The sequence below is a fragment of the Clostridium muellerianum genome (assembly GCF_012926525.1).
GTDB lineage: Bacteria > Bacillota > Clostridia > Clostridiales > Clostridiaceae > Clostridium_AM > Clostridium_AM muellerianum.
In genome coordinates this window covers 24376-48920 of sequence record NZ_JABBNI010000008.1, presented here as the reverse complement: position 1 = coordinate 48920, position 24545 = coordinate 24376, and the positions used below count along the sequence as shown (strand labels likewise).

At 29.2% G+C, this 24545-nt stretch carries 17 protein-coding genes; 2 read left to right on the top strand and 15 right to left on the bottom strand.

Translation table 11 applies throughout. The features are described 5' to 3' along the window. Positions 1-255 precede the first annotated feature (255 nt). On the top strand, positions 256-1293 hold the full coding sequence (locus HBE96_RS26605; RefSeq protein ID WP_169296436.1) for a PocR ligand-binding domain-containing protein: 1038 nt from the start codon (positions 256-258) through the stop codon (positions 1291-1293). Between the two features lie 57 nt (positions 1294-1350). Here HBE96_RS26605 and HBE96_RS03800 read toward each other — a convergent pair whose 3' ends face one another. From HBE96_RS03800 to HBE96_RS03770, 8 genes are all read right to left on the bottom strand, one after another. Continuing rightward, positions 1351-4425: a GtrA family protein gene (locus HBE96_RS03800; RefSeq protein ID WP_169296435.1), complete on the bottom strand. Its 3075-nt coding sequence runs from the start codon at positions 4423-4425 to the stop codon at positions 1351-1353. Continuing rightward, positions 4415-5389, bottom strand: a complete 975-nt coding sequence (locus tag HBE96_RS03795; RefSeq protein WP_169296434.1) for a glycosyltransferase family 2 protein — start codon at positions 5387-5389, stop codon at positions 4415-4417. The genes HBE96_RS03800 and HBE96_RS03795 overlap by 11 nt, the downstream gene beginning before the upstream one ends. A gap of 942 nt (positions 5390-6331) precedes the next feature. Continuing rightward, on the bottom strand, positions 6332-7291 hold the full coding sequence (uvsE, locus tag HBE96_RS03790; RefSeq protein ID WP_169296433.1) for a UV DNA damage repair endonuclease UvsE: 960 nt from the start codon (positions 7289-7291) through the stop codon (positions 6332-6334). A 24-nt stretch (positions 7292-7315) separates the two neighbouring features. Next, positions 7316-8437, bottom strand: a complete 1122-nt coding sequence (locus HBE96_RS03785) for a C40 family peptidase (protein ID WP_169296432.1) — start codon at positions 8435-8437, stop codon at positions 7316-7318. Positions 8438-8645: 208 nt separating this feature from the next. Next, positions 8646-11765, bottom strand: a complete 3120-nt coding sequence (locus tag HBE96_RS03780; protein WP_169296431.1) for a methyl-accepting chemotaxis protein — start codon at positions 11763-11765, stop codon at positions 8646-8648. Between the two features lie 539 nt (positions 11766-12304). Next, complete coding sequence (locus HBE96_RS25955) at positions 12305-12589, bottom strand: cupin domain-containing protein (protein ID WP_206154822.1); 285 nt, start codon at positions 12587-12589, stop codon at positions 12305-12307. Positions 12590-12600: 11 nt separating this feature from the next. Further along, complete coding sequence (locus HBE96_RS03775) at positions 12601-13245, bottom strand: type I phosphomannose isomerase catalytic subunit (RefSeq protein WP_206154821.1); 645 nt, start codon at positions 13243-13245, stop codon at positions 12601-12603. Between the two features lie 242 nt (positions 13246-13487). Further along, the gene (locus HBE96_RS03770) at positions 13488-14639 is read right to left on the bottom strand and encodes a GGDEF domain-containing protein (protein ID WP_169296430.1); all 1152 of its coding nucleotides are present in this window, start codon (positions 14637-14639) and stop codon (positions 13488-13490) included. Between the two features lie 428 nt (positions 14640-15067). On the opposite strand from HBE96_RS03770, the gene HBE96_RS03765 reads away from it, so the two are divergent. Further along, positions 15068-15790, top strand: coding sequence for a hypothetical protein (locus tag HBE96_RS03765; RefSeq protein ID WP_169296429.1), 723 nt, complete (start codon positions 15068-15070; stop codon positions 15788-15790). Positions 15791-15850: 60 nt separating this feature from the next. Here HBE96_RS03765 and HBE96_RS03760 read toward each other — a convergent pair whose 3' ends face one another. From HBE96_RS03760 to hypD, 7 genes are all read right to left on the bottom strand, one after another. Further along, positions 15851-17458, bottom strand: a complete 1608-nt coding sequence (locus HBE96_RS03760; RefSeq protein ID WP_169296428.1) for a gamma-glutamyltransferase family protein — start codon at positions 17456-17458, stop codon at positions 15851-15853. Between the two features lie 298 nt (positions 17459-17756). After that, positions 17757-18386: a TVP38/TMEM64 family protein gene (locus tag HBE96_RS03755; RefSeq protein WP_169296427.1), complete on the bottom strand. Its 630-nt coding sequence runs from the start codon at positions 18384-18386 to the stop codon at positions 17757-17759. Between the two features lie 103 nt (positions 18387-18489). Continuing rightward, positions 18490-19587, bottom strand: a complete 1098-nt coding sequence (locus tag HBE96_RS03750; RefSeq protein WP_169296426.1) for a HAMP domain-containing sensor histidine kinase — start codon at positions 19585-19587, stop codon at positions 18490-18492. Then, the gene (locus HBE96_RS03745; RefSeq protein WP_169296425.1) at positions 19584-20267 is read right to left on the bottom strand and encodes a response regulator transcription factor; all 684 of its coding nucleotides are present in this window, start codon (positions 20265-20267) and stop codon (positions 19584-19586) included. Before HBE96_RS03745 ends, HBE96_RS03750 begins: the two co-directional genes overlap by 4 nt. 191 nt (positions 20268-20458) lie before the next feature. Then, complete coding sequence (locus tag HBE96_RS03740) at positions 20459-21016, bottom strand: class I SAM-dependent methyltransferase (RefSeq protein WP_169296424.1); 558 nt, start codon at positions 21014-21016, stop codon at positions 20459-20461. Between the two features lie 263 nt (positions 21017-21279). After that, on the bottom strand, positions 21280-22086 hold the full coding sequence (proC, locus tag HBE96_RS03735) for a pyrroline-5-carboxylate reductase (RefSeq protein WP_169296423.1): 807 nt from the start codon (positions 22084-22086) through the stop codon (positions 21280-21282). A 78-nt stretch (positions 22087-22164) separates the two neighbouring features. Continuing rightward, positions 22165-24543 (bottom strand): trans-4-hydroxy-L-proline dehydratase, encoded by a 2379-nt coding sequence (gene hypD / locus HBE96_RS03730; RefSeq protein ID WP_169296422.1) that lies wholly within the window; start codon positions 24541-24543, stop codon positions 22165-22167. Between the last annotated feature and the right edge of the window lie 2 nt (positions 24544-24545).

Here is a 24545-nt window from a genome sequence, read left to right as displayed (position 1 = left end):
AAAATCTATCAATTTTTATTCACTTTATGAATCTTTCTCCATTAATCATTAATATATATTAAATAAAATTCAATTTTGAATTGTTTACAATTAAACCTTGTAGAATATTTTGTATTATTATATAATTAATTCAACTAATCATAATATTTTTTATTTTATTTAATTTCTAACTTTTTAATATCATTAACTTTATTTAAAAAGTTTTATTCTGTTATAATAATTTCTAAAATTATATTACACTGGAGGTAATCGGCTATGAATTATAACAAAGATTTTTCTTTTACTGTAGGCTCACTTATTGATTTAAAATTACTACAACAATTTCAAGATAATTTTGCAAAAGCAGTGGGTATGGCTAGTATTTCTGTAGACAACAAAGAAGGTAATATTACAAATCCTAGTAACTTTTCAGACTTTTGCATGAAATATACTAGGGGCTCAAAAGAAGGAAATGAAAGATGTTTAAACTGTGATATTGAAGGTGGAAAAACAGCTTCAAAAACTAATAAACCTTCCATTTACAGTTGCCACGCTGGACTAGTGGATTTTGCAGCACCTATAATTGTAGATGGTGCTCAAATAGGTTCCATAGTAGGTGGACAAGTATTAGACAATCCTCCTGATGAAGAAAAGTTCAGAAAAATAGCTAAGGAAATAGGCGTTAATGAAGATGAGTACATAACTGCTTTAAGAAAAATTCCAATTGTATCTAGAGATAAGATAGAAGCTGCAGCAAATTTAATTTTTATATTTGCAAATGCTCTATCACAAATGGGATATGAAAAGAAACTTTCAATTATTAGGTCAGATAAATTTAAAGATATAGCTAAAAATTTAATAAAGAATATGCAGGCTCTATCTGATGGAATTCACAGTTTATCATCACAGGTAGAATCCCTTGTAGAAACTTCTGATTCTCTACTTAAATCCTCTACTAAGTCAAAAGAAAAGGTTAATGAAACTGATGATATATTAAACTTTATAAGAAACGTAGCAAATCAGACTAATTTGTTAGGCTTGAATGCTTCCATAGAAGCAGCAAGAGCAGGAGAACAGGGTAAAGGATTTTCTGTAGTTGCTAATGAAGTAAGAAAATTAGCTTCTGTAAGCGTGGATTCTGCAAAAAAAATAGAAGTTATATTAAATAGTATAAGAAATGGAATGGAGTCAGTAGAAGATGGTGTTAGCAAAACTGGTGAAGTAGTAGAACATCATAAACAATATATAAAAGATATTATGCAAAAAATAGATATATCCATGGAGCTAGCTGAATCTTTAGACTCAAATATATAGAGACAAAAAAGAAAGTTTAGTATTGAAATTAATTTTCAATACTAAACTTATTTTTTATTATTGGACATACTTTTTTCTTCTGTTACTTATAATGTAAAAAATTATTATAAAAATAAGTACAGCAGCAGTTATAAGGCTTCCAATTATAAGTCCAGGAGTAATATATGTCATTTCCACATTATGAGTGCCAGGTTCTAAAACTAACCCCATAAGAACTCCATTTACTTTTATTAATTCTTGTTTCTTTCCGTCTACTTTTGCTGACCAACCTTTATTAAATGGTATATTAAATGCCATTATCCCCTTTTCATTGTTCTTTATTGTTCCTTTAACTTTTCCACCATCTACATATAAGTTTTCCATATTATATTTGTTTCTTTCATTTACCCAATCTTTATAAAAGTCATATGAATTAAACCATACATGAGCATCAGTAATTTTATATTTTCCTTTTGAAATGTTTAATTTTAACACATCAGTACTTCTATCAAAACAGAAACTATATTGATAAATAGGATATACATAAGGGTATTGTTCTTCCGATTTAATTGTAATTTTATTATTAACAATTAATCTAAATTCCTGTCCATCTGAAGGTTTTAAATTCATTGAAAATAATATTTCACCATTATCATTTTTCTTACTATTTTTAATTGGAATATTCATAGATGCATTATCGGAAGCTTCTAGAACTCCATCCTTATACTTCATATTTTTAGTAACTGCATTTGACCAATCTAATGCAATTTCACTAGTTGAATTATCAATTAAAAAATGATTTAATCCAGATACACTTTTATCAACTACAGCTGTTTGAAGCAGCACTGCATCTTTTTGTGCTACATTCATATTATTATAAGTGTTTTTATCCATAGTATTGCTGTACCATAAATCAAACCCTACATTATATCTATTTTCATACACATTATAGTTATCTGTCTGTTTAATGAGTTCATATCCATAAGGACTAAATGGAGTATCATATTTACTATCAACTATATATTTACTTCCAAAAAAAGTTCCTAAGAATAATCTATCATCAAAATTCTTATATGCACTAGGGGTTACAAATGTACTTAAAATATCATGATCAACCTTTAACCATTTATGAAGATTTCCATCAACCATACTATTGTACGTACTCGTACCATAATAACCATAGCTCATTGGTGCATTTTCTTGAGGCGCATTTCTAAAAATCGCTCTATAAAATTCACTTTTATCTGGAGTTAATTTACTAAATATTTGTTTCTCTTCTTCATTTTCCATACAAGAGTTTTTTAGCGAATCACCTGTCATATCAGGTTTTGCAATGCTTAAATAACTATTACTATTAGTTATAAGACCCACCATTACACATAAAACTATAATACAATTTAAAATAAGCTTTATACACTTTCTTGAAACATACCTCTTTAAAGCTACTGCTAAAAGACATATAAGTCCTGCAGATAAAATTACAATATTTACAATGTTAGTTATTTCTCTATTTTGGATTGTAAAATCAAATCCTTTTAATTGTTTTGAATAATAAAGCACTACTGATAATATAGTAATCCCAGAGAAAAAAGCAAAACCTACTTTCTTAAATTTATCATTTTCCTCCAGCCAATCTGGAAGTGCATAAGCTACTGCAAAAATAAACAAATAAAACCATCTATCAGAAGAGTACGAAAGTCCATTAAAAAACGCTCCTGAATAAGGAGTTAAAAACATAAGAAAAAATATACCTACAAGCACTGTTTTTCTTTTAGTCACCCACGAAAGCTTTTTCCATGGCAGTACAAAGATAATTAAAATAATTAATGGAAATCCTAAAACACTAGCATAAAAAAAGAATCTATCAGGTATTGTAAGCATATAGTTAAGAGTATGGAACAAAGGAGTTTTAGTCTCAGTTGAAAAACGATCTGTTTTTAAAAATGCTAAAACTGAAGGAATAAAAGCTACTGCTGATAATCCTACTGCCATTGCAGCAAATACAGCATATTTTAAAATGCTATTAAAAAATGAACTTATTTTTTCCCTAATATTTTTTCCCTTAACCTTGGTAAATACAATGATAAATATTATATAGAAAACAAAACTAATAAATCCAAAATAAAAACTATTGGCCACAGTTAATGCTGCGCTGATAACAAGCAGATACCACTTTTTAGTATTTTCATATATCCTCCATCCTAAAACGGTAAGAGGTAACCATACATAGGCATCTGCCATAAAATCGAAGAAAAGTGAAAACCATATAAAACTAATACATCCACCATATACAGCAGACCCTATTAAAGATGTATATGTACTTTTTTTCTCATACTTTAATAATAAGTATAAAATTGTCATAGATAGAAACTGCCTAAAAATACTAAATATCAATCTCCAATGAACAGTACCACCTAAAGTTAAAGTTCCAATTCCTAATTTTCTAAGTATAAGCATTAAATAAAAAAAGGGACTTGTAGTATAATAATAACTAAATTCACTAAAAATGTCTCCTCCAAATCCATAACTCCAGGACCAAAAATGCTGTCCAGATATAAAAGATTTCTGTAAAAACGTTACAAAATACATAAGCTGAGAAGCATTATCTAATCCGATTTTCCCAAACATCTTTCCACTTTGATGAATATATAAATGACATGCTAAAGAAAAGAAGAATAAAATAGCAATAGCAAATAAATTTTTAGTTATAGATATTTGGGGCTTTTTCCCATTATGTGAATCCGAACTTAATATTTTATGTGTCATTATAAATGTTATTGGTATTGGTATTATAGACGCTAAAAGTGCTGCAATTGAAGGATTTACTTTTAAAATTTTAACCAACAAAATCAAAGAAAATGTGGAGACTAAATAGTTAGCTAAAGTAGTCAGTGGATATTTAATAAATTTTTTCAAAGTTGGTTTTACTTTAAAAGTAAAGAAACAATTAAGAAAATATGATCCAATCATACTAAAAGTAAAAGCAATGGTATGGCTTATAACATAAGGAACCTTTAACCAAAGTAAAAAAAGATACCATATATAATAATGAATAGTATTAATGACTCCAATTATACCAAATCTCAAAAAATTATAAATACTGCTTTCTTTATTTATCAAGTTGTTAAAATATTGCTTTACCTTATGCTTCATATTTGTCCTCCTGGTAGCGTTTTTCCTTTACTTTCTCAATATTTGTTTCTCCAATAAGAAAATGTGGACGTTTTTTTACTTCATAATAAATTCTGCCAATATATTCACCTATTACACCAATTGAGAGAAGTTGTGCACCTCCCATAATTAAAATTGCTGATATTATAGTAAAATATCCTGGTGTATCAATTCCAACTATTAAAACGCGAATCAAAGAATATAGTATATATGCTATTCCCAGAACTACCATTAAGAAGCCTAAATATAATGTTGATCTTAAAGGCTTATTATTAAATGATAGTATTCCATCCATACCATATTGAACAAGTTTTGTAAAACTCCACTTACTTGTTCCTGTAACCCTTTGTTGATTTTCATATTCAATTACCTTTACATTAAAGCCAATCCAAGAAAACATTCCTTTTGAAAATCTATTGTATTCATGCATAGATAACAGAGCTTTTACAGCTCTTCTGCTTAAAAGGCGAAAATCTCCTACACCATCCTCAAGTTTTACATCCACTAAATGATTAACTATTTTATAATATAACTTAGAGAAAAAGGTTTTTGATCTCGAATCTCCAGTTCTATTTCGTTTTGCAACTACTTGATCATATCCACTAAGGTAATACTCCACCATTTTGGGAATTAATTCTGGTGGATGTTGCAAATCTGCATCCATTAAAATTACAGCATCTCCACTAGAATAAGCAAGTCCAGCTAAAATACCAGCTTCTTTACCAAAATTTCTTGTAAAAGAAATATATTTAACATGGGTGTCAAAGCTTTGAAATTGCTTAATTACATTTAAAGTATCATCCTTACTTCCATCATCAACAAAAATAAATTCATAATCATATTTCTGTGTCTCACAATAATTTTTTAATATATCTATTAATTTATCATAGGTTATTTTAATAGCACTACCTTCATTATAAGAAGGTATCACCACAGTTAATTTCATACTAATTCTCTCCTTCTAAATATTTTATTATAAAGTTCTTCTAAGACTCAGGTGGAGTTTTCTTATGGCACTTAACAAATTGATTATCATCAAATATGTCCTTTAGGCATCTAACCTCCCTTCATCTGAGTCTTAGAAGAACCTATCCATAGGCGTATTAGCCTCTACCAACCTAAAGAAAATAGGAGTGTCACAAGTGGGTAGCCATGGAATAAAATTATAAAAAAATATTTAATGCAGCTATGCAGTTATTCTTAAATTTAAGTCTAATTTAATTACTGAATTACTTTAAAAAAGTATAATTTTTATAGTAAGACATTAATCATATTAGGTATCTATACGTTGCTAAATGTGTATTAGGCTTATTCTAAATAGATATCATTCATATAAATTATATAATTACATTATAACATCTAAATTTGCACTATTGTAAATTTGCATACACATTATATCATATTCGTCTATATTTTTTAAGTTATACTGTCATTTTTCCTTCTCTATAAAATCATGAGCAATATACAAATTTTTAATTAAATTAAGAATAACACTATGTTTTGTAGCACCTCTACTTCAGTATTTAGACATCTAAAAGAAAATAACAAGTGCTATATGCGATGGTTATTTTTTGTAAGACAATGAGACAGGTTCCGCAGATAGTTTAAGCTGCCTAAGAGTTCTGTCAACGCAGTACTACAAAAAAATAGACTAGATATGGACTTGTTATTTCTTGAAGATGCCTTAATATTATTTTTAACTTTTATGGTGACTAAAGACTATTGTAAGAAAGATAAGTGACATTTCTGATTTTATGTCAGCTAACATAAAATCAATATTAGAAATTTTTTATCTTAGATTTCGTGGAATGAGGATTTTGTTGAAAAAGACCTTAAAAAACATATGATATAGCTGAGAATATGGTAACATCTCCCTTTCTCATCTGTATTATATTTCTAAAGTGGTTTCATCTAACCATTTCCAGTTCTTTTTTATTTTCCTTATATCTTCTGCTAATTTGTACAAAGCTAAATCCTTCTTTTTGGCTTCCAGCATTATATCAAAATCAGTATTAAAATCTCTACACCCTTCTAAAAACTCAATAAAATGATGAGGATTAATAAAGTCTGAATGTTTTCTATCCTTTTCACCTTCTCTTGGACTTGAAAAATGAACCTTAGGTGGAAGGGCTTCATTATTCCATGTATTAAATATATCTTTAATCATTGGTAATAACAAATCATTTTCATTGTTACAAATATGGTGATGAACATCCAGCACCATAGGAATGCTTAATATTTTACACATTTTTAAAACCTCTTTAGTAGTAAAAGTTTTATCATCATTCTCTAATATTACTCTGCTAGTTATATCTTTGGGAAATTCTTTAAAATTATTTATAAATCTATTCATGGCTGCTTCCTTTCCTCCCTGACTGCTGCCAACATGGAGGATCATTTTACCTTCATTGTATTTCATATCTTCAAATAAATTTGCATGACTCCATAAATTTCTTTTAGTATTTTCCACAACATCTTCTCTTATACTGTTTAAAACATTAAATTCATCAGGATGTGTATCTACCCTCATACAATTTTGTTTTATAAAATCACCTATTCTTTTAAAGTCTTTATTAAAAATACTTCTATAATTCCAGTTTTCAACATGAGGATGTGTTGATAAAGGTACTAATGCAGATGTTATTCTATAGAAATGTATATTATTTTCAACATTATACCTAAGAATTTTATATAAATCATCTAAATTGGATAGTGTTACTGATTTTAATTTATTTAACTTTTTTTCATCACTTCCCTGTCTTTCATAATTAGTATAGGTTAATGAACTTGAAGACGTAACTTTGGGAAGATTAAGGGCAATAGCAACATATCCTAACCTGATTTTCACATTAACACCTTACTTTCTACTTTTTTAAATAATTCTTTTTGCAATTACAAAACAACTTTGCCAGTAAGATGTATTTATATCTGTAATCTTTACTACATCACCTGTCTTTGGGCTATGTATCATTTGACCATTTCCAATATATATGCCTACATGATTAACTACACCGTTTCCTTCAAATGAAAAAAACACTAAATCTCCAGGCTGTAAATTTTCTTTTGAAACTTCAGTACCTTGTTTTGCTTGATCAGATGAAATACGATTTAAGTCATAACCAGCCTTCTTAAATGTATAATATACAAAACCTGAACAATCAAAACCCCCTTCCTGTAATGACTCTCCTCCCCAAACATAAGGAGTTCCTAAAAGGGACTTTGCTGTAGATATTACTATGTTAATTTTTTCCTGACGTACGGCTACTTGCAAGTATGCACTGTTTACCCAACCTATTTTACCATATGATAATTTTATTTGATACCAATCACCTGACTTCCCTATTATATTTACCTTACTCCCCTGCCATAGTGCAAGAATAATTGAATATGTACTTGCTGGTCCTGAACGTACATTTAATTTAGAAGCTGTTACTACTCCAGCTGCATCTATTTTTGAAATATCATTTAGCTGTACAGAAGTCTGCTCAGATATATCTACTTTTAAATATAGTGAACTAACCCAGCCAATTCTTCCATCTGATGATTTTATTTGATACCAGTCACCTGACTTTCCTATTACAGTTACCTTGTTTCCCTGCCATAATGTAAATATAATTGAATATGTGCTTGCTGATCCTGAACGCACATTTAACTTAGAAGCTGTTACTATTCCAATTCCATTTAAAGTAGTAATACTACCTGATTGTGAAGTAGGAATAGTGCTAGTTCCATCTGCGGCCTGCACTTTTGTATGCATCATAAAAGGAACTGATGCTATCATAACCGTACCAATCATAAGTTTTATAGAATTTACTTTAACATCCGAAAACTTTTCTTCTACTAATTTTCTAATTTGATCATCTAATTCAAGTATATTTTCTTTAAAATTTGTTACTAATTCTTTTGAAAATTCAGTGGAATTAGGATTTAAATTTATTACAACTGTATATCCACCATCATTTTTAACTAACCTATAATTATTATACCAATCCATAATCTTCCTCCAAATACTAATTCCATTTAAGCTTCAAAAATAATTCACATCCATAGAATGTGCAAAGTTTATAAAAAATAAACAATAAAAGTATCCAGCAAAAATTTACGGATGAAACAATATTTATAAAATATAAAAAAGTGAAAAGTTAAAATAGAAAATTAATTAATTTTCAAATTCAAACTTTTCACTTTAATATTTTAATGATTTAGTATTTACCAAACTCCTTGTCACTAAGCGCAATTCTAGGTTTATTTGATGCAACTGACGCTTCTTTGAAAGACAAATCTATTTCTCTATTACGGTGTTTTATTTCTTTTCTAAGTAAATTCATATTACTGCCTCTAAGCTTAAATTTAGAAACCATATCTTTAAGAATTTCTGCCTGGCTTGAAAGTTCTTCACTAGCTGCTGCACTTTCCTCAGCTGTTGCTGAATTTGTTTGAACTACTTGTGATACCTGTTCAAGCCCTAAGTTTATTTGTGAGATACCAGTATCCTGCTCATTAGAAGATGCCGCTATTTCAGCTACAAGAGTTGTTACTTTTGATACACCATCTACTATTTCATACAAAGCTTTTGCTGTATCATTTGCAATTCCAGTTCCCTTTTTAGCCTTATCTATTGATCCTTCAATAAGTGCTGTGGTCTCCTTAGCTGCATTTGCACTTCTTGCTGCAAGATTTCTTACTTCTTCAGCAACTACTGCAAATCCTTTACCATGCTGACCTGCTCTTGCTGCTTCTACTGCTGCATTAAGTGCAAGTATATTAGTTTGAAAAGCTATCTCGTCTATTACCTTTATTATTTTGGAAATATTAGCTGAAGATTCATTTATATCTGTCATAGATTTTAACATTTCATTCATTGCCACATTTCCTTGTTCGGCATTTTCTTTTACTTTAAGAGACAATTTATTTGCCTCATTTGCATTAATTGCATTTTCTTTAGTTTGTGATGCAATTTCAGTTACAGAAGAAGTCAACTCTTCAATAGCACTTGCTTGTTCTGTTGCTCCTTGAGATAAAGCTTGACTACCACTTGAAACCTGACCAGAACCTGTAGATACTTGTTCTGACGCAGTATTCATCTCACCAATTATATCATTTAAAGATTCTAGAATTGTATTTAGTGAATTAGAAATACTTACGTAATCTCCTTTAAATTCTCTTATATGATCAATAGCAAGGTTACCTTCAGATATTTGCCCTATGACATCTGATATTTCTTGAATAACATGTCTTAAATCTCTAGCTGTATTATTTACAGATTCTGCTAATGCTAAAAATTCTCCTTTATAATCTCCGTTAACAGAAACTTCCAAATTACCCTTTGAAATTTCGCTCATAACATTAGTAACTTCTTTTATAGGTTTTACCACAGCTTCAACTAAATCATTTATGCCCCCTACTATTTTTTTGAAATCTCCACCATGCTTTTCAGCATCTGCTCTAATATCTAATTTACCTTCAAGAGCTGCATCTGATAGCATTGAAGCATCAACTATAAGTTCATCCACTGCATTTTTAACATCCTTTAAGCTGTTATTTATTCCTTCAAATTGTTTATTAACCTCTACAGTATACTTATCAGATTCTTTAATATTAAGATCAAAATTAGTATTTCCTTCTGACAATAATTTTAAATTTTCTTCAAGTCTACTAACTTCATTTTTTGTATAATTAGAAACTCTAATTATAGGTGTTAAATCTGTTACAACTTCCACAAATCCAACATTTTCACCTTTCTTATTTTTTAGGTACGAAGTATCTTGTTTATTGTTCATGCCACACCAATCAAAGAAACTTTCTGGGTTACCTCTAAGAAGCTGCTTTATTCCACATTTTTCAGTATTACAAATAGTTGCACCTGCATGACTACAAGCTAGTCCATAACCTGACTTACGATCTCTAATAGTTCCCTGGTCAATCATAAGCTTTTCAAAGGATCTATTCATATATGTCCAATTCATATCATTATCTGTTACATGAATTGGGAAAGGAATAGAGTCTATAATAGCCTCATACCATGTAACCTTATCAACCACTGTATCTAAAGTTCCATTTATACCTTCTATAACCCTTTTGTAATCGCCGTGATGCTTCACTACTTCTGCCCTTGTTTCAAATCTACCCTGTATAGCTGCTTCTGATAACATTGAAGTATCAACTAAAAGTTCATCAATTGCATTTTTAACATCTTTTAAACTGTTATTTATTCCCTCAAATTGTCTATTAACTTCTACAGTATATTTATCTGGTTCTTTAATATTAAAATCCAAATTAGTTTGTCCTTTTGATAATAGTTTTAAGTTTTCTTCAATTCTCTTAACTTCAGTTTTGGTATAATCACTAACTCGCATAATTGACGTTAAATCTGTTACAACTTCAACATATCCAATATTTTCACCTTTTCTATTTTTCAGATATGAAGTATCCTGTTTATTACTCATACCACACCATTCAAAGAAACTTTCTGCCTTACCTCTAAGTAATTGTTTTATTCCACAGTTTTCAGTATTACAAATACTTGCGCCTGCATGACTACAAGCTAGTCCATAACCTGATTTACGATCTCTAATAACGCCTTGGTCAATCATAAGCTTTTCAAATGACTTATTCATATATGTCCAGCTCATATTACTGTCTGTTACATGAATTGGGAAAGGAATAGCATCTATAATAGCTTCATACCATACAACTTTATCAACCACCGTGTCTAAAGTTCCATTTATACCTTCTATAACTTTTTTGTAGTCACCCTGATGCTTAGCTGCATCTACCCTTGCCTCAAATTCACCTTCTATAGCTGATTGTGATAACATATTTACATCTTCTACTAAAGCTCTTACAGATTCTACAGTTTTCTTCAAAACAGGAGCTATTTCATCCTTTTTACTTTTTACAACTATATTCATACTCATATCTCCTTGAGAGATACTATCCATTACACCAATAACCTTTGTTTGTAATTCATCTGCAAAATTATCCATTGCTTTAGCTATTTGTCCTATTTCATCATTTGCATCTATTTTCAATCTTTCACCAAGGTTTCCTTGACTCATTTCTTCAATTACATATAATACTCTTTTCAAAGGAGTTCCAATCAATTTTGAAATAAACAATCCAATTAACATGGATACTATCATAACAAAAATAATCATTCCAATCATTATCAGCATAGCTTTCTTAGGATCAAAACTAGTATGATTAGGAGATGGCATTAATTGATTAATAGCGCAAATACCTATTACTGTATACATTAATGCTACTAACATAAAACCAATCATCAATTTTGTGTTAATTTTCAAATCAGAAAACCATTTCATATTTCCATACCTCCTTAATTTTTGCAAAAGTTAATTTTGTAATATTCTGATAATTTTATTTCATTTACGTTTATACTCCCCTTTCATTCTATTTCCTATTCTTCTAAAATTTTTTTGAAATGATAAAATAATTTACTTAAACTCAGATTTGCTTTAAATATATTTTTTTACTTTTTATTTTATAATTTTATACTTTAATACATTATTCTATATTATTTTTTCTTTTCCTGCATTTATATATAAAATTTTCTAAATTTTTATTCTATTCGGGTTTATTTTATGAAATACAAAAAAATTATGAAATATTTTTTGTATTATTTTACAATTCAAGAAACATACTGTTATTTTTTCGAAGTTAATAATATTTTATACTTTGCTATTTTTATCGTTAAAAGATTATGAAAATAAACAGGTAAATAATGTTACAAATGCCTTAATAGCAATTCTTTGAAGAAAACTAAGTGCTTAAAATAATATATTACATCATGAAAAAAATCTCCGTATTAATCGAAGATTTTTCTTACTTTAGCATTTATGTTTTATATGCTAGAAACAATAAAGGATATTTTTCCTTCAACTTTAAAATTATTATATCCAAATGGAATTATAAAATTATCACCTTTTCCTATTTTTTCGTTATCTAAGGTACCATTTCCGTCCAGTACAGTAACCAATGCAAAAACACTTTTATATTCTAAATTCGCACATTCATTTACATCAAATTTTACAGTTTTAAAATACTTTGAATTTACATATTCTATTTTTGTATAGCCATTTTTATTTTCTATTATTGGAGTCATGCTATCCCTGCATTCATCTGGCACTTTTATTACATCTACAGCTTTTTTACATGTAGTTCTCTTTTTTTACCAGTTTTCTTATCTACCCTATCATAATCATAAACACGATAAGTTATATCAGAAGACTGCTGTATTTCATATACTAATGTATCTTTACATATAGCATGAACTGTTCCTGAAGGTATATAAAAAAAATCTTCTTTACTTATATTGTAGAAGTTCAATAAACTTTCCCATTCTCCATTATGGATATATTCAGCTAATTCTTCCTTTGTTTTGACCTTATGTCCATATTCTAATAAAGTGTTTTCATTACAATCTATAATATACCAGGCTTCGGTTTTCTCACTCCCCCCATTTTCCATTGAATTTGCATATTCGTCATCTGGATGCACCTGTATTGATAAATCATTAGAAGCATCTATCAACTTTACTAAGAGAGGAAATTCCTTATCTTTAATTCCTCCAAAATATTCCCTATGATTTTCATATAACCATGATAAAGTTTTTCCTTTAAATTCCCCATTTTTTATAGTACAATCTCCATTTTTATGGCCAGCAATAGCCCCGCATTCTCCAGTTTTATCAGTTGGTATATCATATTTAAAATATTCTTTTAATCTAGTGCCTCCCCAAACTCTATATTTAAATATAGGATCTAACTTAATAATCTTTTCCACTTTTATCCCCCTTTTAAGTGATTAAATTTAATTTAACACAACTTAAAAAATATTCACAACTATCTAATTTCTAACTTATGTGAACAGTTATATAAAGTTTCGTAAAAATGTAAAAAATCATAAATTTTTTTTAAAGAGTTTCTTTAAAAATATAGTTATAAAAAATTTATAGTGAAACAAAAACAGTTATGTGATAAGAATATATATAAACAAAAATTGCTAAGCATTTACTTAGCAACTTTCTAATCAATTGGCAATACTTTATTTTTTAACTTTCTAATATTTTTATCTCTATACATTAATTTGTCTACATAATCAATATATTCATCTGCAGTCATTGGTTTACTAAAATCATAAAGTTCATATCCACAACTTAAATTCAACTCATAGTCCACATTTGAATTATTATTGTAATTGGCTAAAGCATCGTAAATTTTTGTAATCAACTCTTCTACCTCTTGCTTGCTATCTACATTAAGAAATAGAACAAATTCATCTCCGCCATATCGAGTAATAAAATCATCTTTCTTCAATATATCTTTAATTATAAGTACTACATTTATTAAAGCATGATCTCCTTCATTATGCCCGAAAGTATCATTTATCTTTTTGAAATCATTAAGATCTATAAATGCTATTGAAAAATTTTTTGGTTTTTTTTGCTTAATTCTATAGTTTAAATAATTATAAAATTTCTCACGTGTCCACGCTCCAGTTAAATGATCAATGTGTATCATCTGCTGTTGTATATATAAATAAAGAATAATCAAAGAAAATGCAATTGAACTCCACATAAGCAAAGGTCCATAAAACATTATTTGAATAAGGCTAGCTATTGATGGAAACACACCAAACAAGAGTAAAGGTAAAAACTCTATTTTAGTGAGTTTGTTTTTATTAGTATAAATAATTATAAAGCCACAAAACAAATAAAAATATGACATAACAGAAGGAACAAAAAACAAAAAACCTCTTTGATATATATTAGAATTATCAATATAAAATTCTAATTTTAAAATTGGACTTAGAATCGCTAGAAAAGTATTTATAATTACAGGTAATAAAAGAAAAATGTTATTCTTCCATTTATAGTTTGTTTTTTTATTTATCCATAAGTTAGCAAAAACATACCACATATATGTAATTATAGGTGCTAATGTGTATAAAAAAACATGTAGTATGGCACTTATAGGTATCAACCATGTATATGGCTGTCTATTTATTATACAAGTTAATGTTTCATCAATTAGCTGTATAGTATTTAGCGTAAAAATGGCAACAAAAACTCTGTTTTTTGTCTCCTTTTTATCAAGAGAATTTGTTATATTTTTTAAAAATATAATAGATACAACAATTGCAATAATATTATTATCTATTCTTAAAAATAAATTCAATATAATTCCACTCCAATCAAGAGATTCTTAGACTCAGGTCGAATTTGCTTATGAGGAATGCTTCTTTCCAGAGCAGAAGTTTATAAAATGCCATTTAGAGACTTTATCCTCTGAGTCTTAGAAGACCTTATCTATATGCATACCAGTCATTATATAACAACACAAGAATTCTAAACTTCAAGATTCCAAGTATCCATCACTTAAATAATATAGCAGTCTTACGGATGATAGTCATCACATAAATAAACTTACACATTATGGTATTCAATGATACAGTATAGTCTTATTTTATCATGTTTTCTTAATATTTCAATGTGTCATTTTAAATGAAAATAACTTCATGGCTTACTTTGGATTAATCGTTAATAATATGCATAATTGGACGATAAAATAAATAATAGTAAAAAAATAAGGGGGTACATTATTAAATGGATATTACAGCAGTTAAAAGTATTAACACATCAATTTATACTGCTAAAAATGATACTAAAAAAACAGACAGTAAAAGCAGTGATGCTGAAAAAGCTGAAGGTAAGACACAAAACTTAGGAACTGATAAGTTTGTTAAATCAACAGAAAGTAATACAGAACCTTCTACTTACAAACCTGTAAAAAAGAAACTTTCTACAGATGAAATTACAGCTCTAAAGGAAAATGAGCAAAATTCTAAAGCAGATCTTATAAAAAAATTTATAAATGATACAATAACTAATCAAAATAAGCTTCTTGGGAAATCCACTGAAAGCGGAGTTCCTGGAATGTCAAAGACAACTTCAGATTTACTTACTAAAATATTTGGCTCTGTAGAAAATGCATATCCTCCGCTGGCAACAACTCCAGAAGGTGCTCAAAAGGCAATATCAGAAGGAGGCGCATATTCTGTAAACGCAGTAGCAGATCGTATTATGACTATGGCAAAAGCTCTAGCAGGAGATGATCCTAATAGACTACAACAAATGAGAGCTGCAGTGGAAAAAGGATTTAAAGAAGCAGGATTTGATTTTAAAAAAGCAACAAATAGTGATTTGCCTCAAATTTGCCAGGATACCTGTAAAGAAGTCATGAGAAGATTTGACGAATTGCAGAGCAAAGCTAGTAGTACCAACGATACTACTAAATCTGATACTAAGGATAGTAAAGATTCCAAGTAACCATAATGCTAATCATTTTTAGGAGGACAGTTGTCCTCTGTCCTCTCAAAAATATTAGCATTACCAAACTGCTATTTGACCATCTGTTCTTCTCTCAGTTCCACCACATAACACATTGTCATCATCCTTAAGTATTATTTCTCCTCTTCCAAACAAACCACTTTGAAGCTCTATTTGTACATTGTGACCTTTTCTTGCCAGCTCTCTTGCTAGATTCTTAGAACATTCATGTTCAAGTAATACTTTCTTATCTAAAATCCACTGCCATCTTGGTGCATCAAGTGCTTCTTGAGGATTCATATGAAAATCTATCATATTCATAACTACTTGTACATGTCCTTGAGGCTGCATAAAACCTCCCATAACTCCAAATGGACCAACAGGCTTATGATTTTTTGTTATAAATCCTGGAATAATAGTGTTATATGGACGCTTTCTACTTCCAACACAATTAATATTCATAGGATCAGTTGAGAAACAATTACCACGGTTAGCTAGTGCTATTCCGGTATCTGGTACTACCAAGCCTGATCCAAAATCCATGTAATTACTTTGAATAAAGGAGACCATGTTACCTTCCCTATCCGCTGTACATAAGTAAACTGTACCACCTTTTAAATTTCTCATTTTTTTATTAGGCTCAGGTATAATAGCAGCATCCTGTATAAGCTTTCTTCTTTCATTCCCATATTCATCTGATAAAAATTTTTCTATTTCTATATTAGCTTTATCCGCAACTATATCTTGAGCATCTGCAAAGGCTATTTTTATTGCCTCCAATTGTTTATGATAGGTTTCTGCACTTTCTCTTTCTTTAAATTCATATCCTTTTAATATGTTTAATGCCATTAAAGGTACAATACCTTGTCCGTTTGGAGGTAGTTCCCATATGTCATATCCTTTATAATTAATACTTATTGGCCGCACCCACTCAGGCTTAAAAAGCTGTAAATCTTCTTTTCTAATATAACCACCATATTTTCTAGAAAAAGCATCTATTTTTTCTGCTAACTCTCCATTATAAAATTCATCCCCATTAGTTTCTGCAATACTTTTTAAAGTTTTTGCATGATATGGAAGCTTCATAATTTCACCAGCACCAGGTGCTCTGCCATCTATTGTAAAAGTTTTAAACCAATATTTAAATTCATCTCCTTTACAAGCTGAATAATTAACTATAGCATATTTCCAAAACTCAGATGTACCGGGAGCAACCGGATAACCATTCTCAGCATAATAAATGGCTGGTTTTAACACTTCTGTAAGTGGCAATTTTCCAAACCTTTTAGACAGCTCACACCATGCTTTAGGAATACCCGGTACAGTAACAGGAAACCAGCCATATTTAGGAACTTTATCATATCCCATTTTATTTAATTCATCTAATGAAATTCCTTTAGGTGATGGACCACTTGAATTCAACCCATACATTTTGTTATCAATCCATACAATTGCAAATGCATCACCACCAAATCCATTTGCTGTAGGTTCCACCACCGTTAAACATGCCGCAGTAGCTATGGCAGAATCAACTGCATTTCCACCTTTTTTTAATATTTCAAAGCCTGCTTGTGCTGCAAGTGGTTGTCCAGTAGCAACCATTCCCCTATTTCCATATATTACATTTCTGTTGGATGGATACCGATAACTTAAAGCATCATAATCCATTTTTTAATCCCCCTTTACTAAACGAAATTTGCATCATGTTTATTAAATGTATTTCATATTATATTAATATAAGCATTCTACATTAACATCAGATTTCCTTGAAGGTATTTGAAAAATTGCATGTTGATAATATAAATTACCTCTTGTAACATTTTACACAAACCTCAAATTCCTTTATTTTAAATACCTGACAACTTGTTTTTTGAGTAAAAAAGTTTTAAACTTCTACTAAATAAAAAAAGAAAACTATATACTATTAAGCATACATAGCTTTCTTAATTCGTTATATAATGATATTTTATAAATTGACTTTGCTATTCCATCTTCTGCAATTTACATAGCTCACCAAAATTATAATAATAAGTGTAGTAATAAATACATACAAAGAATATTTCATGCTTATACCTAGAAAAGTATATAAAAGAATAACAGGTGTATCAGCTATAAATATAGTTAAAACATACTTACTAAAAGGCATTCCAGTTAATGTAGAAAAGAAACATACTATATCTGATGGTACTACAGGAGAGGAAACCCCTAGTGCTAATATTTTAACATTATTATCTTGAACTAGTGAATATATTTTGGGATATTTATTAATTATCTTTTCTTGATAACCCATACCAATTGTAGCCTTAACAAATAGAAACAAGAAAATCTCACTTAATAAATTTGCTATAGTAACTAAAATAAATGCTTCTACAGGATTAAATAATATTCCAGCACTGATAATAAAAACAGTACAAGGAACAAGAGTAAAAATTCTAAATGAAGCAATTATTAAAAATAATAAAGCACTGTACTTAGGATATGCTTGTAATAATTTAGTGATTTTGTTTCCTCCATCAATGTACAATTGATATTTGAAAAATACGACTAAAATTGCTATCCAACATAAAAAAATTATACCTTTAAATAACTTATTCATTATTCCCACCTCTATTTTTGTATTTAAAAATTTATATATTTCTTTTTTCTAACTATGAAATTTATTATATATACTATTTATTAAATAAAGGTAAGGAAAAACATTAAGAATTATTAAGATTTTTCTTAGGTAATTCAATATTAAAACTAATTATATTACCACTACATTCTGCCCAAATTCTTCCTCCATGGAGCTCTATAATTTTCTTTGAAATAGGCAGCCCCAGCCCAGAACCTTCAATTTCAGCATTTCTAGATTTATCAATTCTATACATTTCATCAAATATTTTTACCAGATCATCTTCACCTATATTATCACCTTCATTAATAAATGAAAGTCTAATATTCTCATCTTCTTCCCACATTCTGATTATAAAAATTGAATTTCTATAACTATATTTTTCAGCATTTTTTATCAAATTCTCAATAACTCTAATAAACTTCTGCACATCAATTTCACACACTAATTCATTTTTAGTGCATTCAATTTTAACCTCTATATTTTTTTCAGATAAAAATAAAATATACTCCCCTAATATCTGATTTACTAAAACCGCTATATTAAATGGAACTTTATCTAATTTGATATAATTATTTGAAAGTTTTGTATATTCAAAAAGCTCATCAATTAATTTTTTTAAATCTTTACTTTTTTTATAAGCTACTTCTAAAAACTCCTGCCGATGTTTTTCTAAAGCTTCTTTACTGTCACTTAAAAGTTCTAAATATCCAATTATGGATGTTAAAGGAGTTTTTAAGTCATGTGAAACGGCCACAATTAATTCATTTTTAGCTTCTTCTTGCTTCTTTTCTTTTTCATAATTTTCTTTAAGCCTTTCAGACATGATATTTATGTCTTTAGCTAACTGAGCAATTTCATCACTGCCTTTTACATTTATAGGATTTAAATATTTTTGAGTTTTTATATTAGTCACACTTTTACTTATATATTTCAAATACCTCATTCTTCCATTAATTGCAATGAGAAAAATAGTTACAAAAATTATTAATTCTAATATGAAACCTAGAATTGCTATATAAAATCCATATTTAGCAAAAAAATCGGGTTTTACGTTATCCATACCAACTATTTTGCCTAATATACTTGCCAAAAGCATAAGAGAAAGATAACTAAGTATCATATCAATAGGAATCAAAATCAATAATTTGATTCCTAACTTATTCATTATTATTTTCTTCATATTTTGTATCCAACTCCCCAAACGGTCTTTACATATTTTGGTCCTTTAGGGTCCACTTCGATTTTTTGTCTAAGATTTGTTATATGAACCACAATGGAAGTGTCCGATACTACAAATTCCTCTTTCCAAATAACCTCATATAATTTCTGAACTGAAAATACCATGCCTCTGTTCCTAGCTAAACATTCTAATATATCAAACTCCTTTGGTGTAAGCTTAACTTTATCACCTCTCACTGTAACTTCGTGAGTATAAAAATTAATAGTTAAATCTTCAATAGTAACAATGCTGCTATTTTGAGGTTCCGCATTAAACTTTTTATACCTTCTAAGCTGAGCCTTTACTCTAGCTATAAGCTCCATAGAACCAAAAGGTTTAGAAACATAATCATCAGCACCTACTGTTAATCCTTGTATTTTATCAATTTCTTCGTCTTTTGCTGATAAAAATATTATGGGCATGGTATAGCTTTCTCTAATTTTTATACATGCACTTATACCATCTAAAATTGGCATCATAACATCCAAAATAACTAAATCAAAGTCATTTTCATTAATCATAACTAACGCTTCAGCTCCATTAGAGGCCTCAAAAATGTTATATCCTTCATTTTCAAGATAAACCTTGATTAAATTACGGATACTCTTATCATCATCTACAACTAAAATATTTATATTCATACACACATTCCTTCTTCTGAATTAATCATCCTTTTTAAATAACCAACAAATTTTCCATCCAATGACTATAACTTTGATAGAAATATGTTTTGTATATAGTCCACTTGTAAAATTATTAATATTAATTTTGAGCATACTCCACAAATAATGTTTCTGCAACAGCAAAAGAAGATAAAATTTCATACTTTTATCTAGTTTTTACACTTCAAAACATAAGCTGGTGGCAGGTTTAAAAGTACCTTCTTTATTTTAATTTTATCAAAATATGCTCTAAAAAGCTTCATTTTAAACAAAGTATATTGAAAAGTTATAAACTCTCCTTTGCCTTTTAATGTTTCTTTTGTAACTGATAATATTTTCTTGCTCATGTCATGTGGTAAACTTGCAAATGGAAGCCCTGAAACTATATAGTCAACTTTATCAATACTATACTTATCTAAATATTCTTTCAAGTTCTCTGCTGAATCATTTATAAGTATGAAATTTGTTCTATCTTTAAACTTGTCTTTTAAAATTTTATAAAAATCCACATTATATTCTATAACTATAAATATGGTGCTATCCTTTTTTCTATTTAATATTTTTTCTGTAAAAACCCCTGTCCCTGGTCCATATTCAACAATGCAGGAAGCATTTAAAAAATCAATGTCCTCAACCATTCTATATGCTAATTTCTCTGAGCTTGGCGCTATGGCTCCTACTGTTTTAGGATTTTTTATATATTGTTTTATAAAATTACTAATTTCCATTTTATCTTCCCCCTATGTTAATATGAGACAAGTATAAAATGGAAATATTAAGCTTTTACGCAAAAAAATATTAAGAATTCTTAAGAATTTCTAATTTTACTCTATACATAGAAAGTATAGTATATTTATTGTATAGAGGGTGAATATGCTACAACTTTATTTTCAATACCTAACAACTTGTTTTTTCAGAAAAAAGTTTTAAATTCCTACTAAATAAAAAAAAGACACTAACTATAAGTGCCTCTAAATAACTAAGCATAAATTTATTTTGACATTTCCTTAGATTTTTTTGTGCAGCTCTTCATAGCAGCCATAACTGCAGCTCTTAAGCCTTTTTCCTCCAATACTTCTACTGCTTCTATTGTAGTTCCTCCTGGTGAACAAACCATATCCTTCAATTCTCCTGGATGCATTCCTGTTTCCAAAACCATTTTTGCTGAACCAAGCACTGATTGTGCTGCAAATTTATAGGCTTGAGCTCTTGGCATACCATCCAGTACAGCAGCATCTGCCATAGCTTCAATAAACATATATATATAAGCTGGTGACGAACCACTTACTGATGTTACAGCATCCATTAATTTTTCAGGTATTATTTCTGCTTTGCCAAAACTTTCAAAAATGCTGACTATTTCTTCTATTTCTTCTTTAGTTACCATTTCATTTGGACATAATGCAGCCATTCCTTCTCCTACTAAAGCTGGAGTATTTGGCATTACTCTGACTACCTTTAACTTTCTTCCAAAAGCTTCTTCAGTGCCACTTATAGCCTTTCCTGCTGCAATGGTTACTATTATTACATCTTTCTTAATTTGATTTTTTATCTGTTCAATTACCACTGGATACAAATTAGGCTTTATTGATAAAATTAAAATATCAGAAACTTTAGCTACTTCATTATTATCTGTAGTAATTTTTATGCCATATTTTTCAGCACATGCTTCTAAACTCTTTTCATTTAAATCTCCTACTATTACACTATCTGGGGAAGATAAATTTGCTTTAATTATTCCACCTATCATTGCTCCACCCATATTTCCACAACCTATAAAACCTATAACTTTATTCATAACTTATTTTTAGTAAGAAAACATACCATAAATATTAATTTCTTACTAAAGTTCACTTCCTTTCCTAAATATATTAAATTAACAAACAGAACATCCATCAAAGGATTGTTCAGTTCTTTCTATTATTTCCCCCTGTAATACCTTATCAAGATTATTAAAATAATCACTATATCCTGCAACACGAACTATAAGATCTCTATAGTCATCAGGATTTTTTTGAGCTTTCAAAAGAGTTTCTCTACTTACTATATTAAACTGAATATGATGTCCATCTAGTGTAAAATATGACCTTACCAAGCTTGCCAGATTATTTAATCCTTCTTCTCCCTGTACTACACTTGGATCAAATTTCTGATTTAATAAAGTTCCTCCAGTTCTCAAATGATCCATCTTAGATGCTGATTTAACTACTGCTGTAGGTCCATTTACATCTGCACCTTTTTCAGGTGAAATGCCTTCTGAAACTGGAACATGAGCGCCTCTTCCATTAGCACTAGCTCCCATAACTGAACCAAAGTAAACATGACATGTAGTTGGAAGCATATCTATTCTATGAACTCCACCTCTTCCATTTTTTCTTCCATTTACTTCATTGTAGTAAACATTAAATATTGTTCTCATTACATCATCTGCATAATCATCATCATTGCCATATTTAGGGGTCTTATTCTTTACTAAATTTAAAATATCTTCATGACCTTCAAAGTTATTCTCTAATGCTTCCATTAATTCCTTCATAGTTATATTCTTTTTATCAAATACCTGATATTTTATGGCTGATAAGCTATCAGTAATAGTTCCTATACCAACTCCTTGAATGTAGCTGGTATTATATCTTGCACCACCTACATTATAATCTTTTCCCTTTGAAATACAATCATCTGTTATTATAGAAAGGAATGGAACTGGCATTAATGTAGCATATAATTTTTCAATTATCCTATTTCCTTTAACTTTTATATCAACAAAATGTTTTAGCTGTTTCTTAAAAGCATCAAATACTTGTTCATAACTTTCAAATTTTGTAACATCTCCTATCTCAACACCAAGTTTTTTACCTGTCATTATATCAACACCATTATTTAATGTTATTTCAAGTATCTTTGGAAGATTAAAGTATCCAGTTAAAATATAAGCTTCTTTGCCAAAGGCTCCTGCTTCAACACATCCACTAGTTCCACCACATCTAGCATCCTCTATAGTTTTACCTGCTCTAACTAACTCTTGAACTACAGCATCAGCATTAAACATTGATGGTTGCCCCCATCCTTTTCTTGAAATTTCACAAGCTCTCTTTACAAATTTTTGTGGACTCTTCTTACTTATCTGTACATTGGAGCTTGGTTGTAATAATCTCATTTCATCTATTACATCAAGTAAAAGATAACTTACATCGTTAACCCCGTTTAGGCCATCTGCTCTTACTCCACCTATATTAATGTTAGCAAAATCCGTATAGGTTCCACTTTCCTTTAAAGTTACTCCAACCTTAGGAGGTGCTGGTTGATTATTAAATTTAACCCAGAAACACTGCAGTAATTCTTCTGCTTTTTCACGAGTTAAAGTACCTTCTTCCACTTCCTTTTCATAAAATGGAATTAAATGTTGATCTAATCTTCCTGGATTATAAGCATCCCATGGATTTAATTCTGATATAACACATAAGTGAACAAACCAATACATCTGAAGAGCTTCTCTAAAGTTTTTTGGAGCATTTGCTGGTACACTTTTACACACTTCTGAAATCTTTAAAAGCTCTTTTTTTCTTTCCTCGTTTTTTTCATTTTGTGCTAATTCTTTAGCATAATCTGAATATCGTTTACCTAAAATCATTATTGCATCACAAGCTATACTCATAGCTTCCAATTGATTTTTTTTATCTAAAGCTTCATCATCTTCATAATAATCAAGCTTTGAAATAGCTTTTTCAATATCATTTTTAAAATCTAAAAATCCCTTCTTATATATCTTTCCATCTCCTGCAGTATGACCTGGACCTCTTTGTTCCATAAATTCCGTAAATAATCCTGCTGCATAGCAATCCTTCCATTCTTCAGTCATGCTGTTTAAAATTTTATATCTCATGGATCTTTCTTTCCAATATGGAATTATGACTTCTTCTTGTATCTTTTTAGCTTCTTCATCTACCTTGAAGGATATCTTTTCTCTCATGTCCATTATCTCAAAATCCTCTAGAGTATGACAACAAAGTTCTGGATAAGTTGAAGTTGCTGCAGGTTCTTCTCCTCTTTCTCCAACTATTAATTCTCCATCATTAATATAAAGCTTTTTTTTGCTCATTAGTTCTTTTAAAACCAACGCCCTAAGCACAGGAATAGATACCTTACCTTCATATTTTTTGTAAACTTCACTTTCAATTTGCGCTCTTTCCATTGAAATGCATGGAATTGCATTTAAACTCTGCTGTCTTAATTTTTTTACTCTTTCAGTGATCATAA

Coding starts and splice junctions, on each gene's coding strand:
- HBE96_RS26605 (WP_169296436.1), top strand. CDS start 256: ATGAATTATAACAAAGATTTTTCTTTTACTGTAGGCTCACTTATTGAT.
- HBE96_RS03800 (WP_169296435.1), bottom strand. CDS start 4,425: ATGAAGCATAAGGTAAAGCAATATTTTAACAACTTGATAAATAAAGAA.
- HBE96_RS03795 (WP_169296434.1), bottom strand. CDS start 5,389: ATGAAATTAACTGTGGTGATACCTTCTTATAATGAAGGTAGTGCTATT.
- HBE96_RS03785 (WP_169296432.1), bottom strand. CDS start 8,437: ATGGATTGGTATAATAATTATAGGTTAGTTAAAAATGATGGTGGATAT.
- HBE96_RS03780 (WP_169296431.1), bottom strand. CDS start 11,765: ATGAAATGGTTTTCTGATTTGAAAATTAACACAAAATTGATGATTGGT.
- HBE96_RS03765 (WP_169296429.1), top strand. CDS start 15,068: ATGGATATTACAGCAGTTAAAAGTATTAACACATCAATTTATACTGCT.
- HBE96_RS03760 (WP_169296428.1), bottom strand. CDS start 17,458: ATGGATTATGATGCTTTAAGTTATCGGTATCCATCCAACAGAAATGTA.
- HBE96_RS03755 (WP_169296427.1), bottom strand. CDS start 18,386: ATGAATAAGTTATTTAAAGGTATAATTTTTTTATGTTGGATAGCAATT.
- HBE96_RS03750 (WP_169296426.1), bottom strand. CDS start 19,587: ATGAAGAAAATAATAATGAATAAGTTAGGAATCAAATTATTGATTTTG.
- HBE96_RS03745 (WP_169296425.1), bottom strand. CDS start 20,267: ATGAATATAAATATTTTAGTTGTAGATGATGATAAGAGTATCCGTAAT.
- HBE96_RS03740 (WP_169296424.1), bottom strand. CDS start 21,016: ATGGAAATTAGTAATTTTATAAAACAATATATAAAAAATCCTAAAACA.
- proC (WP_169296423.1), bottom strand. CDS start 22,086: ATGAATAAAGTTATAGGTTTTATAGGTTGTGGAAATATGGGTGGAGCA.
- hypD (WP_169296422.1), bottom strand. CDS start 24,543: ATGATCACTGAAAGAGTAAAAAAATTAAGACAGCAGAGTTTAAATGCA.